This window comes from Rhizobium leguminosarum bv. viciae (assembly GCF_012276115.1).
Classification (GTDB): domain Bacteria; phylum Pseudomonadota; class Alphaproteobacteria; order Rhizobiales; family Rhizobiaceae; genus Rhizobium; species Rhizobium leguminosarum_T.
Genome location: NZ_WIEU01000004.1, coordinates 192,138 through 207,903, shown reverse-complemented (window position 1 = coordinate 207,903; position 15,766 = coordinate 192,138). Strand labels below are relative to the sequence as shown.

14 protein-coding genes are annotated in these 15,766 nt (G+C 59.0%); 9 read left to right on the top strand and 5 right to left on the bottom strand.

Annotated elements, in window-relative coordinates; translation table 11 throughout:
* Window positions 1-10: 10 nt before the first annotated feature.
* The 7 genes from GFM02_RS09390 (at window position 11) to GFM02_RS09360 (ending at window position 6,608) form a co-directional block, all read left to right on the top strand.
* Complete coding sequence (locus tag GFM02_RS09390) at window positions 11-544, top strand: hypothetical protein (RefSeq protein ID WP_410001499.1); 534 nt, start codon at window positions 11-13, stop codon at window positions 542-544.
* Window positions 541-1,713: a class I SAM-dependent methyltransferase gene (locus GFM02_RS09385; RefSeq protein WP_168271301.1), complete on the top strand. Its 1,173-nt coding sequence runs from the start codon at window positions 541-543 to the stop codon at window positions 1,711-1,713. The genes GFM02_RS09390 and GFM02_RS09385 overlap by 4 nt, the downstream gene beginning before the upstream one ends.
* Window positions 1,710-4,070, top strand: a complete 2,361-nt coding sequence (locus GFM02_RS09380) for a SpoIIE family protein phosphatase (protein ID WP_020050616.1) — start codon at window positions 1,710-1,712, stop codon at window positions 4,068-4,070. The genes GFM02_RS09385 and GFM02_RS09380 overlap by 4 nt, the downstream gene beginning before the upstream one ends.
* A gap of 3 nt (window positions 4,071-4,073) precedes the next feature.
* Window positions 4,074-4,634, top strand: coding sequence for a slr1658 superfamily regulator (locus GFM02_RS09375; RefSeq protein ID WP_168271302.1), 561 nt, complete (start codon window positions 4,074-4,076; stop codon window positions 4,632-4,634).
* 7 nt (window positions 4,635-4,641) lie between these two features.
* Window positions 4,642-4,980 carry a slr1659 superfamily regulator gene (locus GFM02_RS09370; RefSeq protein ID WP_003541035.1) on the top strand — a complete coding sequence of 113 codons (339 nt, stop codon included), beginning with the start codon at window positions 4,642-4,644 and terminating at the stop codon, window positions 4,978-4,980.
* A 340-nt stretch (window positions 4,981-5,320) separates the two neighbouring features.
* Entirely contained in the window at window positions 5,321-5,728 is a 408-nt protein-coding gene (locus GFM02_RS09365) for a lysozyme inhibitor LprI family protein (protein ID WP_163876982.1), read from the top strand.
* Window positions 5,729-5,954: 226 nt separating this feature from the next.
* The gene (locus GFM02_RS09360; RefSeq protein WP_168271303.1) at window positions 5,955-6,608 is read left to right on the top strand and encodes a hypothetical protein; all 654 of its coding nucleotides are present in this window, start codon (window positions 5,955-5,957) and stop codon (window positions 6,606-6,608) included.
* Window positions 6,609-6,823: 215 nt separating this feature from the next.
* Here GFM02_RS09360 and GFM02_RS09355 read toward each other — a convergent pair whose 3' ends face one another.
* The 5 genes from GFM02_RS09355 to GFM02_RS09335 all read right to left on the bottom strand — a co-directional run bounded on the left by GFM02_RS09355 (window position 6,824) and on the right by GFM02_RS09335 (window position 13,385).
* Complete coding sequence (locus GFM02_RS09355; RefSeq protein ID WP_168321504.1) at window positions 6,824-8,956, bottom strand: beta-galactosidase; 2,133 nt, start codon at window positions 8,954-8,956, stop codon at window positions 6,824-6,826.
* Between the two features lie 17 nt (window positions 8,957-8,973).
* Window positions 8,974-10,119, bottom strand: a complete 1,146-nt coding sequence (locus tag GFM02_RS09350) for an ABC transporter ATP-binding protein (protein ID WP_168321503.1) — start codon at window positions 10,117-10,119, stop codon at window positions 8,974-8,976.
* A 59-nt stretch (window positions 10,120-10,178) separates the two neighbouring features.
* On the bottom strand, window positions 10,179-11,030 hold the full coding sequence (locus GFM02_RS09345; RefSeq protein ID WP_168321502.1) for a carbohydrate ABC transporter permease: 852 nt from the start codon (window positions 11,028-11,030) through the stop codon (window positions 10,179-10,181).
* Window positions 11,030-11,914 (bottom strand): carbohydrate ABC transporter permease, encoded by an 885-nt coding sequence (locus GFM02_RS09340; RefSeq protein WP_168321501.1) that lies wholly within the window; start codon window positions 11,912-11,914, stop codon window positions 11,030-11,032. The genes GFM02_RS09345 and GFM02_RS09340 overlap by 1 nt, the downstream gene beginning before the upstream one ends.
* Window positions 11,915-12,110: 196 nt before the next feature.
* Window positions 12,111-13,385 (bottom strand): ABC transporter substrate-binding protein, encoded by a 1,275-nt coding sequence (locus GFM02_RS09335; protein WP_168321500.1) that lies wholly within the window; start codon window positions 13,383-13,385, stop codon window positions 12,111-12,113.
* 200 nt (window positions 13,386-13,585) lie between these two features.
* Between GFM02_RS09335 and GFM02_RS09330 the strand changes: the two genes are divergently transcribed.
* Together GFM02_RS09330 and GFM02_RS09325 are read left to right on the top strand one after the other, a co-directional pair.
* Window positions 13,586-14,803: an ROK family protein gene (locus GFM02_RS09330; RefSeq protein WP_168321499.1), complete on the top strand. Its 1,218-nt coding sequence runs from the start codon at window positions 13,586-13,588 to the stop codon at window positions 14,801-14,803.
* A 348-nt stretch (window positions 14,804-15,151) separates the two neighbouring features.
* The gene (locus GFM02_RS09325; RefSeq protein ID WP_020050631.1) at window positions 15,152-15,538 is read left to right on the top strand and encodes a cupin domain-containing protein; all 387 of its coding nucleotides are present in this window, start codon (window positions 15,152-15,154) and stop codon (window positions 15,536-15,538) included.
* Window positions 15,539-15,766 lie beyond the last annotated feature (228 nt).

Genomic DNA, 15,766 nt, shown 5'->3' with positions numbered 1-15,766 from the left:
TAGCTATCGCATGCATCAACCTGACGCCCCAGGTAAAAGAAGGGAGGGTGTATTGGAACAGGAAGCAGCTAGCTTCGATGACCATGCATTTGCGCCGATGGTATCGCTGGAACTGAACGTTGCGATGTTCAAATCCCGATGGCAGTTTTGCGACAGGATTACAGAATATCTCTCAGACATTCTCGGCCAAGGTCACAGCGATCCCGCTCGATATTCGAATTTTCTTTCCGTCGCGGCCAACGAGCTCGTTGAACTTGCCTTCCGCTCGACGGGTGAGCCGGGAAGGATAAGTTTCAGTCTCTATCGGAGCGCGACGTTCAACCGGCTGAGAATTGCCTTTGCCCGCGAGGACCGCGAGAGCACGAGTATGGGATCAAGTGAACACCAGTTTCTACCGGGCGCCGGGTCTGGCCTGAAGTCCGACGGGACGATTTTGCTCAGAGATCTGGCAACCATATTCCGCGCCGCTATCCGAATTGAACAAGACGGCGCCCGCGGGATGCAAATCATCGCGGATTTCCCCTCGGCCGAGGATTTCCAATGACCCTGCTTGCCCGCCCCTTCAACGTCCATTTTGATCCGACAAATCAGGAGCTGTTGCTGTCCGGCAAGATGCGGCCGGAAAGCCCCGACGAGATTGCCGATGCCCTCGAGCTTGTGCAGGAAAGTTTGGAAAAATACAGCGGTGTCGTTTACCTCAATGTCAAACGTCTGACGCATATCAACATGACGGCATTCGCAGCCCTTTCCGAGGTGCTCACGGCAAGCTGCCGGACCAGGCCGGAACGGAAGATCGTCATCGTTACGTCGAGCGTGGTGGCATGGTCGACCTCGTTGTTCCAGACCTTGGCGGCAGCACAACCAAACCTGTCGGTTGAAGTCTACGATTCGGCATTTTATCCGGGCCAGAGCTTTGTCGAGGATGAGACTTTCATCCCCATTCTGCGCACCCAGACGAAAATGACATGGAGGCACGAACGTGAACTGTTGCCTCGCCACGGCCTGCGCAGCGATCTTGTTATCGCGGATATCTGTTGCGGAATTGGTGATTTCGCGGCTTTGGTTCAGAGGGAATTTAAACCGGCACGCCTTGTCGCGCTGGATCATTCCGCGCGCAGCCTCGAATATGCTCGCAGGGTCGCGGCCGACTTCGATCTGCAGGGGATAGAGTATACCTATGGCGACGCTTCCCAAATGCTGCTGCGAGACAATCAATTTGACTTTGTGACCTGCCGACATTCGCTGCAGATTTTCGACCGTCCCGAGATGCTGCTCAGGGAGCTTTACCGCATCTGCAAGCCTGGCGGCCGTGTCTACATCACCAACGAAAAAAACTCGCATTGTCTGGGCGAGCCACATGCTGAAACAATAAGATGGACTTACGAAGAAGTCGCCAAACTGTTCAGGTACTTCGACATGGATGTCGAGATGGGGCCGAAAAGCCGCCATCTCCTCGCCGACGCCGGTTTCGATAACATCAAGGTCGATTGCTTTATGGTCACCAATCTTGACGGGGATCCACAAGACTTTGCAGACATGATCGAAGCTTGGGAAAATGTCTATGCTGGCGAGATGGCCGTCAGACGGGGCGACTCATCAGATTTCATTCGCAGGTTCCGGCAGGGATTCAAGGATCATGTCTTTGCTGCTCTTCATCCCAAGGGTTATGCAGGCTGGCCGATCTGGGCAGCTTCCGGCCGAAAGCCGCTGTGATGGACGAGAGATCATCGAAGAGGCCGGCAAGACTAGGTTCGTTTCGGGCAAAGTTCATCTTGGTCGTCGGCGGCGCTGTCCTCTTTGATCTGCTGGTCAGCGGTGGACTGGCACTTTGGAATGTTCAGAGGCTGTCGCGCGACGCCACCCTCGAAGTCGGACAGGGCCTTGAAGCGGCAAGCCAGGAATACATCCGCACATATGCCGATTCCACCGCAGCACAGGTGAGTTTGCTCCTGCGGCAGGTTCACAACGACGTCAGCACCTTGGCGGGTGTACTCCAGGCGCAGATCGACGATCCCGAGCGTAATTCCGATGTCGGCGCGGCGATCGCCCGCACATCGCCTGGCAGCGTAAGCCTCTCCTACGATCAAAAGGCGAACTGGTCTCAGAACGCTCCGGGCTCCGTCTCCGTTGTCAGCGTCTGGAGTTACTTGCTCGGAGAAGACCACAACCCAAGACCCGACGTTCAGACCGATATCCAGGCCAGCGCGGTTCTGGACCTTGTCGCACCGAGCTTGCTGCAGCACGGTGCTTCAAAGCTGCAGATGTATTACATCGGATCGAAGGAACGACCGATCTTCAGGACAGCGCCCTATACCGATCAGGCTCAGACCTTCGACCGCCTTTATCCTGGTCATAACGAGGCCAATTTCTGGGACTTCTTTTTTCCCGGACTTTATGAGTCCTGGCAGGGCTGGGCCAAGGATACGAAAACGCGGCCGGTCGCGGACGATATAACCCAGACAGCGCCCTATACGGACGCCATTACCGGGAAACTGATCGTTTCTTTCTTTCAACCACTATGGACAGCCGACAGGAAGGATGTCGCCGGGACGGCTGGCGCGGACATCACACTCGACCAGCTCGCGCAGACTGTTGAAAATGTGAAAGTGGCCCAGTCCGGCTTTGGATTTCTCGCAATGTCCGACGGAAACGTTGTGGCGATCAACAGCACAGGCGAAAAAACGCTCGGTCTGCGGTCTGCGAGCGATGCGAGCGGAAGCGGAGTGACCGGACTGGAGCGCTCCCTGAAGGGAAGCTCCCAGCCTGCGATAGCAAAACTGGCCCTTGATCGCGAACTGGGCATCCAACATTTGTTGTTGCAGCAGGAGGGTAACGAGGTCCCCTATATCGTTATCGTCAAAAAACTCCCCGCGACCAATCTCTGGTCCAGCGGCCCGGTTCGGCAAGAGGCGATGTCTCTTGGAGTGGTTGTGCCTGAACGAGAAATCCAGGCCTCCCTCTATGCGGCCCAAGCCAAAATTTCGGAAGCTACCAACCGGATCGTGATCTACCAAATCCTGGCGATCCTAATGTCACTGCTGGTTGTGGCGATCGCTGTATTTGCGGCTTCGAAACGAATAACGAGCGGAATCAGTGCACTTGCAGATGCCGCCAAACGGATCCAGGCCAAGGATTATTCGGTCAGGGTGGCCATAACAAGCAAAGATGAGGTCGGCGAAGCTGGTGAAGCATTCAACCGGATGGCCGAACAGATCAGCTATCACACGGAAAATCTCGAGCAGCTTGTCGAAGAGCGAACAGCTCAAATCGAAGATGCAAAGGAAGAGATTTCGACGCTGAACGCACAGCTCCAGCGAGAAAATCGACGTCTCGGAACGGAGCTGGCCGTTGCCGAGAGGATCCAGCTCATGGTTCTTCCGCTGCACCAGGAGCTTGAGGAGTTTCAGGCCCTTGAGATCGCGGCCTATATGAGACCTGCAGAAGAAGTCGGCGGCGATTATTACGACGTCTTGAAGAACGGAAGCCGATTGAAGATTGGCATCGGCGACGTCACCGGACACGGGCTCGAAAGCGGCGTGCTGATGTTGATGGTTCAGTCCGTCGCCCGCGCCCTGCAGGAAGCAGGAAACACCGATGCCGTCAAATTTCTCACAGACCTGAACAGCGCCCTGTTTAAAAACATAGTGAGAACTAAAATCGACAAACATCTCACTCTGGCGTTTCTTGACTACGACGGCAAAGAGATGATCCTGTCGGGACAACACGAGGAAGTTGTCGTCGTGCGGGCAAACGGCGAGGTCGAGCGCATAGACACCATGGATCTGGGTATACCGATCGGGCTGGAAGCCGATATTTCCGCCTTCATTAAAACCCGCGAAATAACCTTCGAGACGGGCGACCTCATACTCCTGCATACGGACGGCGTAACAGAAGCCGAAAACGACGCTGGAGAACTCTTTGGCATCGAACGTCTGTGCCGTGAAGCACTGCGCTTGAAGGACCAGAGCGCTGAGAAAGTCGTTGCCGGAATTGTAACGACATTAATGCTCTTCATCGGATCGCAGAAGATTTACGACGACATCACGCTTCTCGCAGTGCGACATAGGTGAGACATGACGCCAACGGTATATGGTATCGAATCTCTGGCGGGCATAAGCCTGGATTCAAGCACTCGCCTCACGTTAAGCGACGGACCGCTTCAGCTTGGATGGAAGCACTCTGGAATGACTTCCGACTTTATAGCGGAGGTCATGGCTCTGCCCTATTCACGTTCAAGAAAAGACTATGTGCAGGCGCATCATGACATCGGATATCTCAGCAATGAGTTGATCGAAAATGCCGTTAAGTTTCGACAGCCTGGGGAGATCCTCATTGAAGCCGGCATATTCGACGGTACTTTTTTAATAAGGGTGAAGAACACGATCGATGGCGTGACATCTTCTCGCTTTCAGCAACTGCTGCATCGCCTTCAATCGAGGGACCCCGGCGAACTTCTTCTTGAGCAAATCGAAACCAATGCCATATCGGCAGAAAGCGGTTCGGGCTTGGGGTTGCTCACCCTTCTGAGCGATTACGATGCAAAAATGGCATGGGCATTCGAAGGGAATAACGACCAGCGCATCATACTGACGACGACTGCAGCCGTGGCGATGCCGCCCTCCTCCAATCTGTGAGCGAAGAATGGAAATCAGCGACGAAAACTTCCGCGTATGGGCTGAGAAAAATGAGGTCTATTTCGATGGCGTATTCCGGCTGGCGGGACCGGACGCCTATGCGCCCATTTACTCATTGATATCAGGCCTGCTCCATGAGGGGCACAAACAGGTGACGTTCAACCTGACGGGTCTCGAGTTCCTCAATTCCTCCGGCATAAATCTCCTGGCCAAGCTGACGATTGAAGCCAGAAAGATGGACGACCTCCTGCTCGTCGTCAAAGGCACCAGCCAATATCCTTGGCAAGCGAAATCGCTGCCTAATCTCAAGAAGTTACACCCGCTTGTCGATTTGCGCTTGGCGTGATTCTCTATTCAACGCCGTTTGACAGTCTCGCAAAACCCAGCGAGCGTCCTGCATCAAGTCGACATGTTTTCGATAGCAGGCCCGCGGCTCCCGGATCGGCGAGCTGTTTCCAGTTGTGCCAAGGTATGGCCGAGATACTGCTTACCGAAAATGGACTGCAAGCCTGAAATGTATCGTGCTCGCTCAGCAAGGCGTACCCAAGGTAATGAAGCCGTCACCAACCCATGGAAAATGAATGGCGAGATGACATCGACTTGATGGAAGGGAGCAGAAATGGGGTTAATACCAGCAACGGGGCATGCGGTGTTTGGATATTCATTCAATCGGAAAGAGGTCCATCATGAGAGTTTTGTTGCTGTCCGCCACTTTGGTCCTGACGACGTCAACCTTCGCATTTGCAGATGATAACTGCGGCGATAAGACAAATCAGTCGGACATGAACATCTGCGCTGCTGAATCCCTGAAGAAGTCGGATGCGGAGATGAACAAGGTCTACAAGGAGATCGAAGGTCGGCTGAAGGATGATGCCGACACCACCAAGCTTCTCGTAGCGACCCAGAAGGCATGGATTGCATTCCGTGACGCCGAGTGCAATTTCCAAAGCTCGACCGTCCAGGGTGGCACCGCCTATCCGTTCGTCAACAGTTCGTGCCACGACGGCCTGACTCAAAGCCGCACGGAAGCGCTCAAGGTTTACCTGAAGTGCAACGACGGGGACCTGGACTGCCCGGTCCCGGGGGCAAATTAAACATCTGAAATATCGAAGTTACGCCTCGGCTCCCCGGTCTCCGCCTTCCCGTCCCGTCGACCGTTCCGACCAGGAATCGTTAAGTATACGAAGCCGTGTAGGACTATAGACGGGACCGGCATCGGACCTCGGTCCGATGTGCAAGGGGCGATCAACGTCTAACCTCCCCTACCTGCTCAAGCCGTGCATCTGCCCGGCGCTTAATGATCTGATTCGGAGGAAAACGATGCGCACGGCAACCTTAGCGTCCTTGGCCTTGCTCTCGCTGGCTCTTGCAGCAAGCCCGGTAACGATTGCCGGGATCGACATGGCCGCACTGGCAAAGAGCGGTGGAAACGGCGGCGGCAACAGTGGGGGCAATGGCGGCGGCGGTGGTCATGGCGGCGGCGGTGAAAACAGTGGCAACCATGGCAGCAGCAGCCAGGGTAGCGGTTCGACCCATGGCAGTTCCAAATCGCAAGGCGTGAAAGGCAAATCCACCGAGGCGGCAAGCAAGTCCAAGTCCGTCAAGGCAGACGAGACCAAAGTCAGCACGAAAGAAAAGAACCTGTCGGCGCAACTTGCGGGCCTGAACTCCTTGAAGCGAAACTACAAGGCGTTGATGCATACGTCGGACCCACGCATGACGGCTATCGCCGCCTACGCCGTGGCCTATGCCCAGTATGAACTCGACAATGGAATCGAGCCTGCCGCCGATGACCCTCTGTTGGGGGACGAGGCGCTGGAGGACGCATTGGCTTCCGCAACGAAAACCGGTGAAGTCAGTCCGGCGGTTTTGAGCCAGGCCAAAACCATCCTCGGGGTTGGCGAAGCAAACGGGAAGATCGATCAAATCCGCACCTCGCTGGAGAACGCCGCGCCGGCGACATCAGACGAATAGCCGCGATTTCAGGTGCGAGCAGTGTGGAGCTGACAAGTATAGCTCTGCACTAAATTAAGAGAGCATTTCCGTTTTGTTTGAGTGCGGAAATGCTCTTTTTTTGCGTATTTTCACACGCTCAACCAGGCGGATGAAGAGCGCGAGCCGCTCGCTAACCGACCCTGATCGGATCAAGGTAGGTTAGCCGCCGCCTCTGCCTTGCGCGTGAAAGCGCCTCACCCCGCGAGCTCGATGATCGCGCAGCCGTAGCCTTCAAGATCGAGCCTGCCGGCAACGGGCTTTTCGTCATCGAGGAGATCACGGCCAGCGGGAACGCCGCCGATGGCGGCCGGCTGGTCGATATAGTTCTGGATGAACAGCAGCCGGCAGTGGTCATTCATCCGCATGGTCACCTCGACGCCCTCGGGAAGGTCGCCGATCAGCGGCTCGATGCCGACGGGCGCAAACAGCCGCTCGGCAAGAGCGGCCGTCAGATCCGGGGTGAGATAGGTGCCGACATAGGCCACCTGCCCCTTGCCGAGCTTGCGCGACGTCGCCATCGGCTGGCCCTCGGCATAGCGGTTGGACCAGGCCGCAACCACCTCCACATCGCTTGCGATCGCCAGATTTTCATAGAAGTAGCCGGCAGCCAGTTCGCGGTTGCCGATCTTGAAGCGGCGTTCGCGCCGGTGCGATTCCGCCGGCTTGTTCGGCGGAATGACAAGCCCGCCCGAACGCTCCATCACATCGAAGAGCCCGTTGGCGCCGGGTGCGGCGAGACGGCCGAAATCCTCGACACGCACGCCCGTGAGCTGCGACAGCGAGGTGCCTGGCGCTGTCTCGCGGATGACGTGATTGTCTTCGTTGCGCGTGCCGGTGCGCGCGCCTATGACGACGGTGCCGCCCTGCTCGGCGAAGGATTTCAGCCTCTCGGTCCATTCGTCCTTCCACATCACCCAGTGGGGTACATAGAGCAGCTTCAGCTTGGAAAGATCGTCCTCGGGATGAATGAAGCCGCAGGCAATGCCGCGGTCGTAGCAATATTGGTGCAGCAGGATCGCATCGTCCTGCGGGCTCGGCAGGCCGATCGGATAGGTCTTGTGGGCTTCCTGATTGTCGAAGTCCGAGCCGGCGATGCCGACATCCATGCGCACATAGGTGCCGAGGATCTTGGGCGCCAGCGCGGTCATCTCGGTCGCGAAGCGCTTGGCCTCCTCATAGCGGTGGCGGCCGATATCGTCATGATCGATGATGCCCATCCAGTAAATCTCGGCGCCGAAATGGGCGGGCCGCCAGCGGAAGAACATCAACCCGTCGGCGCCATGAGCAACCGAGGACAGCGCCATGCGACGCAGCTCCCCCGGCTCCGGCGTCAGCGTGCAGAAGCCCGGCTGGCTACCGAAGCCCGACTGCTGCTCAGGCACGATGTAGTTGCCGGAGAAGCCGCGGCAGATATCGAGGTGCAGCGCTTGCACCTTGGCGTGATTTCCGAGCCGCTGGAACTCATCATAGAGCATCGGATAGATGTCGTAGCCGACGAAATCGAGATCGGTGGTGAACTGGCCGCGGAAGTCGATATCCCTAAGGCCCCCAAGATTGTGGAAGACGAACCAGGAAGGCTTCACGGCGCGCAGGATCTCGACCTGGTCATGCTGGAAACGCGCCGTCGAAAAGGCGAGGAAACGGTGATAATCCTGCAGATGGCCGGGGCTCGGGAAGGTCGGGCCGAACTCGATCGGCAGCACCACCTGGTCGAAGCTGTCATAGGCCGTCGCCCAGAAATCGCCGCCCCACGCCGTGTTGAGCTTGCCGATCTCGCCATATCTGCCGGCAAGGAAGGCCTGGAATTCAGTGAGCGTTGCCTTGGAAAAGCTCTCCGGCATGCTGGTGTTCAGTTCGTTGTCGGTCTGCCAGCCAACCACAAAAGGATTGTTGTGATAGTGCTCGGCCATCGCTTTGGTGATACGCCGGCTGTGCTCGCGAAAGACCGGACTTGCCGTGTCGCAATGCTGGCGCGAGCCATGGCTCATTGGCCGACCCTTGCCGTCGACCCTCAAGATCTCTGGATGCGCCACGGTCAGCCAGCGCGGCGGCGTTGCCGTCGGCGTGCACATGATCGTGTCGATGCCGTAGCGCCCGAGCATGGCGATGGCGCGGTCGAACAGGTCGAAATCGAAGATGCCGAGCTTCGACTCGATAATATGCCAGGCGAATTCGGCCATTCTGACCACGTTGAAGCCGGCCTTCGCCATGCGCTCGGCGTCGCGCTCCCAATAGCTTTCATCGACGTGCTCGGGATAATGCGGGGCGCCGACGAGGAAGCGGTCGGTGTTGACGGGGTTCCATACGGAGAGGGTCTTGTCGGACACGGTGATGTTTCCTGTGATTATCTGTCGAGGATCGTCTTGCGGGCGCTGATCGTGCGTCCGCCATCGGGTGAGAAGAGATAAAGTTCGTTGGCGTCGAGCTTCAGCGCCACGTTCTGGTCGGCGGCAAAAGGCGCGACGTAGCTCAGCTGCACCGTGATGTTGCCGGTGCCGCTTTCCGAGGCGATGGTTCTGAGACTTCCGGCGTCGACATAGAGAATAGTTTCGCGGCCGAGATGCTCGACCAGCCGGACCTGACCGTTGATCGCTCCGCCCTGCGCTCCGTCGGCGACCATCGATATGTTTTCCGGCCTCACACCCAGCGTCAGGCTGGCGCCCTTCGCCAGCACCGTCGCCTCCGCCAGTTCCACCGTCACCGGCACGAGGCCAGGTGCGGAGACCGTGACATTGCGGCCGGAAACATCGTCGACGGTAACGCCGAGGAAGTTCATCCGCGGGGCGCCGAGAAAGCCTGCGACGAAGAGATTGTCTGGGTTGCGGTAGAGTTCGAGCGGCGAGCCGACCTGCTCGATCACCCCCTGGTTCAAGACGACGATGCGGCTTGCCATGGTCATGGCCTCCACCTGGTCGTGGGTGACATAGACCATGGTGGCGCCGAGTTCGGCGTGCAGGCTGCTGAGTTCGACGCGCATCTGGGTTCGAAGTGCAGCATCGAGGTTCGACAACGGCTCGTCGAAGAGGAAGACGTCGGGCGAACGGGTGATCGCCCGGCCGATCGCCACGCGCTGCCGCTGCCCGCCGGAGAGCTGCTTCGGCCGTTTCCCCAGCTGATCGGTGATCCTCAGGATCTTGGCTGCGCGCGCCACCGCCGCCTCGATCTCGGCCTTCGGGCGCTTGGCCATGCGCAAACCGAAGCCCATGTTCTCCGCCACCGTCATATGCGGATAGAGCGCGTAGGACTGGAAGACCATGGCGATGCCGCGATCCCCTGGCTCCTGTTTGCTGACGTCGCGGCCGTTGATCAGGATCTGGCCGGAGGAGATCTCCTCCAGGCCGGCGATCGTCTTCAGAAGCGTGGACTTGCCGCAGCCGGAGGGGCCGACCATGACGATGAACTCGCCTTGCGCGACGGAAAGATCGATGCCGCGCAGCGCGTGATAGGCGCCGTAATTCTTGTTGATCTGTCGGAGTTCGAGACTGGTCATGCGTCCTGGCTCTCTGCTGTTGAAACTTGGAACTTCCAAGGGCCTGTTGTGGAAATCGCTCATCCCTTCACCGCGCCCATCGTCAGACCGGCGATGAAGTGCCGCTGCATCAGGAAGAACATGACGACGGGCGGCACGGCGACGACGATGGTGCCGGCGGAAATCAAGTTCCAGGCCGAGACCCACTCGCCGCGAAGATTGGCAAGGCCGGCGGTCACAGGTTTGACGGAGTCGCTGACGGTCAGCACCACGGCCCAGAAGTAATCGTTCCAGATGAAGGTGAAGATCAGGATGGCGAGTGCGGCAAGCGCCGGCCGCACCAGCGGGATCGCCACATGCCATAGCGTCTGGAAGGGAGACGCCCCCTCGGCGCGCGCCGCCTGAAACAGCTCGTCGGGCAGTGCGGCGATGAAATTGCGCATGAACAGCGTCGCAAAACCGGTCTGGAAGGCGACGTGGAAGATGACCAGCGCCGCCGTCGTATCGATCAGGTCGAGCCGGACCATCAGGTCGCGCACCGGGATCATCATGATCTGGTGCGGCAGGAAATTGCCGCCGACGAACAGCGCGAAGATCAGCATGTTGCCGGGAAAGCGATAGCGCGACAGCACGTAGCCGGCGAGTGTGGAGAGCACCAGCACGCCGATCACTGAGGGAATGGTGATCGTCAGGCTGTTGAGGAAGTAGCGGGCCATCGGCGTCTGCGTGAAGACATCGGTATAATTGTCGATGACGCCGATGCCGGTCGGCCATCCCCACAGATTGCCGCCCATCACATCCTCGGTCGAGCGGAACGAGGTGAGGATAATCGCAAACAGCGGGCAGAGCCAGAGCAGCAGGACGATGACGACGGCGAGCACGTAGAGGCGGCGCTGCCAGACGGCGGCATCGGGAATGGGACGAGGATACATCAGCCTCCCCTTTCTTCGGCATGGATGATGCGGCTGAGGTACCAGACGATGAAGACGGCCATGATCACGAACAGCACCGAGGCGATCGCCGCGCCGTAACCGAAGCGGTAGGAGAAAATCGACTGTTCGAACATCTGGTAGGCGAGAACCGAGGACGAACCGAAAGGGCCGCCATTCGTCATCACCGACACCATGTCGAAGGACCTGAGCGCTCCGACGACGGTGACGGCAATGGCGATGAAGGTGACCTGGGTCAGCTGCGGCAGCACGATGTGCCGCAACATGTTCCAGCCCCTTGCCCCGTCGACGCGCCCTGCCCCGATCAGCTCTTCACTCAAATTGTTGAGACCGGCGAGATAAAGCACCATGCAGAAGGTGACCTGCGGCCAGAGCGCGGCAATCACGATCGCGAAGGTGACGAAATGCTCGTCGGAGAGAACCGCCGGCGCCGTCGCCCCGAATGCCCTGAAGATCAGCGCCAGCAACCCGAACTCCGGCGTATAGACCCATGTGAAGACGACGCCGACCGTCACCGAGGCAAGCACCAGCGGAATGAAGAACAGCGACTTCAGGAAGCGCATGCCGCGGATTTTCTGGTTGACCAGCAGCGCGATGGCGAGCCCGAGAGGTGGTGCTGCCATGAACATCACCAGCCAGATCAGGTTGTTCTTCAGCGACACGTAGAATTGCGGATCGTTGTAAAGCTCGACGTAATTGCCGAAGCCGATCCAGACCATCGGACCAAAGCCATCCCAGTCGTGCAGGCTGATCCAGAGACTTCTGACCGCCGACAGCAGGATGACCGTGAAGAACAGCACGATCGCCGGCGCGATGAGCAAAGTCGGGGTAAGCCACCAACGCTGGCGGCGCCATAATGTCAGCATTTCAGGAGCCTCATGTTAGAGGTGCGAAGCTTTCCCACTCAGGCTGCGGATAAAGCTGCCAACCTCTCTTTCGTCATGCTCGGGCTTGTCCCGAGCATCTGCCCACGTCGATGCGCAGCAGATCCTCGGCACAAGGCCGAGGATGACGTCGAGTGAAGGGCACAGCCTGCCAACAAACTGGGCTGAGACGTCCAGGTCAGATCTTGTAGATCCGCTTGCGTGTGCCTTCGAGGCGCGTCAGGATGGCCTTGCGCCGGTCCGGCTTGGCCATGAACTCCTGGAAGCCGACGAGACCTGCCTGCGCCATGTCGGGATCGCTGTCGCGGTCGTAATATTGCGACGTGCCCTGCACCGTCTTCATCGTCTCAACGGCGACATTGACCAGCGGATCCTTGCTCGGCGGCAGATCGCTGCGTGGCGGCACGTTGCCGCCCGGCTCCAGATAGGCCGCCAGATTCTCCGGCTTGTAGAAATAGGCGAGGAATTCGCGTGCGCCCTGCTTGTTCTTGGCCTTGGCGGGAATGTGGATCGAATTGACCGAGAACTCCTCGAAGTGGCCGACCTTGGCGTCGAGCACCGGGAAGGTCGCATAGGAGAGCTGCGGCAGATCTTCGGCGGTGAAAGCCGAGCGCAGGAAAGCGCCGAGGTTCATCATGCCGGCCTTCTTCTGCGCCAGCAGCGCCGCGGCCTCCTGCCAGCCGAAGGACGTATGGTTCTCCGTAAAGAACCCCTTCGAAATCATCGCCTCCCACTGGTCGAAAACCGCCGTCAACGCGGGATCGAGATAGCTCATCTCGCCGTTCATCAGCGCCATATGCTTGTCGAGGCCGTTGATGCGCAGGTTCATCTGGTCGAACCAGCCGGCCGCCGGCCACAATTCCTTGGTGCCGATCGCAACCGGCGTGATGCCCGCGGCCTTGCACTTGTCGCCATAGGCCATGAATTCTTCGGCCGTCTTCGGCACGGTCAGACCATGCTGCTCGAACACATCCTTGCGGTAGAACAGGCCCCAGAGCGTGCCGCCAGTGGGAAGGCCATATTGCTTGCCCCCGTCGGTGACGGCGCCGGCCGTGGCACCCAGCACGTCCTTGTATTTCTCCTTCTCGAAAAGGTCGGAGATGTCGTCGAACAGGCCGCGCTTGACGAAGGCGCGCATGCGGTTGCCCGAAAACCAGGAGCAAATGTCAGGCGCGCCGGCGACGAGATAGTTGCGAATGGCCGTCTTGTGGGCCTCGTGGTCCATATTGTTGATGACGACGTTGACGCCGGCTTCCTTGCTGAAGCTCGCGGCGATCGCCTTCAGCGCGTCGAGCACAGCGCCATTGTTTTCGGCCGAGATGATCGTGACCTCCTGGGCCCGCGCGATCGCAGGGATCGGAAAACTGCCGGTGACCGCAGCGGCAGACACCATGCCCGCACCCTTCAGGAAGCTCCTGCGGGTGGTCGACGGAAATTGCTTTGAAAATGCCATTGAATTCCTCCCAGTTGATCGATCGACACAGCCTGGCCCAAGCGGCCTCCTCCTTGAAGCGCTCGATCAGGCATTCAACGCGCCGATCCATCCGTCGTCCCAAGACGTATAATCCGCCTGGCTCAGTTGATCGGCGGCCAAACTTATGCATAGATCGAACCAGCTCGCAATAATTAATTTACAAAATTAAGGAATGCATCGTGAAGTTAAAAGGCGACCAGACCACGGCGAGAGCCATGAACCGACGCCTCATCCTCAATCTCCTCCGGCGCGAGGGGCCGAGAAGCCGCGCCGATATCGCCACCGTCATCGGCTTGAGCCCGGCCGCCGTCACCTTCGTCGTCGCCGACCTTCTGCAGGAAGGCATCGTCATCGAAGGGAAGACCGTACCCGGCCTCACCGGCCGCCGCCCGATCCCGGTGGATATCAACTACGAACACGCGCTTGCCATCGGCTTCAAACTCATGGTCGATTCGGTGGAGTGCGTGGCAACCGACCTTGCCACCAACCCCGTCGCCGCGATGCGGGTAGGTCTCGACGGCCACGACCCGGATAAGGTCGCCGACTTGCTGGCGGGCACCGTTCCCGAACTGGTGAAGCTCGCCGGCCGGCCCGACGCCAAGCTCGCCGGCATCGGCATCTCCATGCCCGGCGTCATCAACCACGAACAGACGGCCTGCGTGCGCAGCTACCGATTCAAATGGGACAATGTCCCTCTCGCCTCACTGGTCGCCAGCCGCATCCATGTACCGGTCTGGCTGGAAGACGACACCAATGCCTATGCCATTGCCCAGCAGCTCTTCGGGCTCGGCCGCCAGCATCGCAACATGGCCGTTCTGGCCGTCGGCGTCGGCATCAGCTGCGCGCTCGTCATCGACGGCAAGCTCTATCGCGGTGCCAATGGTGCTGCCGGCAAATTCGGCCACACGCTCTACGAGGAGAATGGCCGGCTCTGCGAATGCGGCAAGCGCGGCTGTCTTATGGCCTATCACTCCGAAGCCTCGATGCTGAGACGCTGGCGGGAAGCGACAGGCCGCGACGAACTCGGCCTACAGGAACTGTCGGTGGCGCTCGCATCAGGCGATGCCACCGCTCTCGCCCTCGTTGCCAATTCCGGCCGCAGCATCGGCACCGCCCTTGCCAATCTCGTCAATATCACCGATCCCGAAGTCATCGTCGCCGGCGGCGAAGCCGTCTCCCTCGGCGACCCTTTCCTGACGCCGCTGCGCGAAGCTCTCGCCGCCCGGACCTTCCGAACCGCCCCGCCCCTCTTGCCCGACTGGGAGGACAATTCCTGGGCCCGAGGTGCCGCCGCGCTGGTGACGCAGAAGATATTCGATTTCGAGTCCTCCGGCGGCATCACGGACATTGCCAATCTTACCGGTGTCAGACCCGTGGACTCATCGTCGGCCGCCTAATTCAGGCAATGGCGTCACCCACGTTCCTGTGCTTGTCACAGGAATCCAGCCACGGCGCGTCCGCGCCGTGATTGACTCTGCTGCAGGAACAAGTCTCCCGCGCCCAGGGACCTGGGCGCACTGGATCTCTGTGACGAGCACAGAGATGAGGGAGATTGGGTTGGCGGTCTCGCCAACCCCGCACCGCCTCTAAATAGGACCACGTCAGAGCAGCCTCACGACCGATCGCGCCGCAGATACACTGGCTTACAAAAATAGGGGTCCGCAGACACATCCCTGGTTCAATGATCGACTTAAATCCCGATGCGGCCAATCGGTCGGAAATGGTCAATTCAGGAAGGATACGACATGAAAATGATCCAGGCTATCGCGCTCGCCCTTGTTCTCGGCGGCGCAGTGACAGCGCACGCGGAACAGCCGCTACAGCGCACCGATCTCATCAAGAACGATATCGATGTGCCCGGCCACGAGGTCGTCCAGGTGCGCGTCGATTTCGCGCCCGGCGTTCTCGCCCCCAGTCACTCGCATCCCGGCGAGGAGATCGCCTTCGTCATCGAAGGAACGCTGGAATACCAGCTCGAGGGCAGGCAGCCGGTTACCCTTAAAGCCGGCCAATCCTTGTTCATTCCCACGGGCGTCGCTCACTCTGCGAAGAATGTCGGCAGCGGCAAGGCTTCGGAACTGGCAACCTACATCGTCCTCAAAGGAGAGACACTCGTCGTGCCTGCCAAGTGAGCCGTTCGTATAACCAGTGATCATGCCGGCACCACCTTTCTTCCCATTCCTGTGCTCGCCGCAGGAATGGAGGAAACGTGGATTTGGCTGCCATTGATAAGAATTCGCTTTGCCGACGCCGCCCCTCGGACCCGCTTATTGGAAGAGGGTTAGCGCGAAGGACGCCCGAGCCGAATGGCGAAGGACAGCCACGCCACTTGCGTGGGAGCCGCCGTTTCACGCTTGCGG

Excerpts from the sequence above, each read along its gene's own strand:
- GFM02_RS09345 (WP_168321502.1), bottom strand. The coding sequence starts at position 11,030 with ATGTATCCTCGTCCCATTCCCGATGCCGCCGTCTGGCAGCGCCGCCTC.
- GFM02_RS09360 (WP_168271303.1), top strand. The coding sequence starts at position 5,955 with ATGCGCACGGCAACCTTAGCGTCCTTGGCCTTGCTCTCGCTGGCTCTT.
- GFM02_RS09375 (WP_168271302.1), top strand. The coding sequence starts at position 4,074 with ATGACGCCAACGGTATATGGTATCGAATCTCTGGCGGGCATAAGCCTG.
- GFM02_RS09390 (WP_410001499.1), top strand. The coding sequence starts at position 11 with ATGCATCAACCTGACGCCCCAGGTAAAAGAAGGGAGGGTGTATTGGAA.
- GFM02_RS09370 (WP_003541035.1), top strand. The coding sequence starts at position 4,642 with ATGGAAATCAGCGACGAAAACTTCCGCGTATGGGCTGAGAAAAATGAG.
- GFM02_RS09385 (WP_168271301.1), top strand. The coding sequence starts at position 541 with ATGACCCTGCTTGCCCGCCCCTTCAACGTCCATTTTGATCCGACAAAT.
- GFM02_RS09350 (WP_168321503.1), bottom strand. The coding sequence starts at position 10,119 with ATGACCAGTCTCGAACTCCGACAGATCAACAAGAATTACGGCGCCTAT.
- GFM02_RS09335 (WP_168321500.1), bottom strand. The coding sequence starts at position 13,385 with ATGGCATTTTCAAAGCAATTTCCGTCGACCACCCGCAGGAGCTTCCTG.
- GFM02_RS09325 (WP_020050631.1), top strand. The coding sequence starts at position 15,152 with ATGAAAATGATCCAGGCTATCGCGCTCGCCCTTGTTCTCGGCGGCGCA.
- GFM02_RS09340 (WP_168321501.1), bottom strand. The coding sequence starts at position 11,914 with ATGCTGACATTATGGCGCCGCCAGCGTTGGTGGCTTACCCCGACTTTG.
- GFM02_RS09365 (WP_163876982.1), top strand. The coding sequence starts at position 5,321 with ATGAGAGTTTTGTTGCTGTCCGCCACTTTGGTCCTGACGACGTCAACC.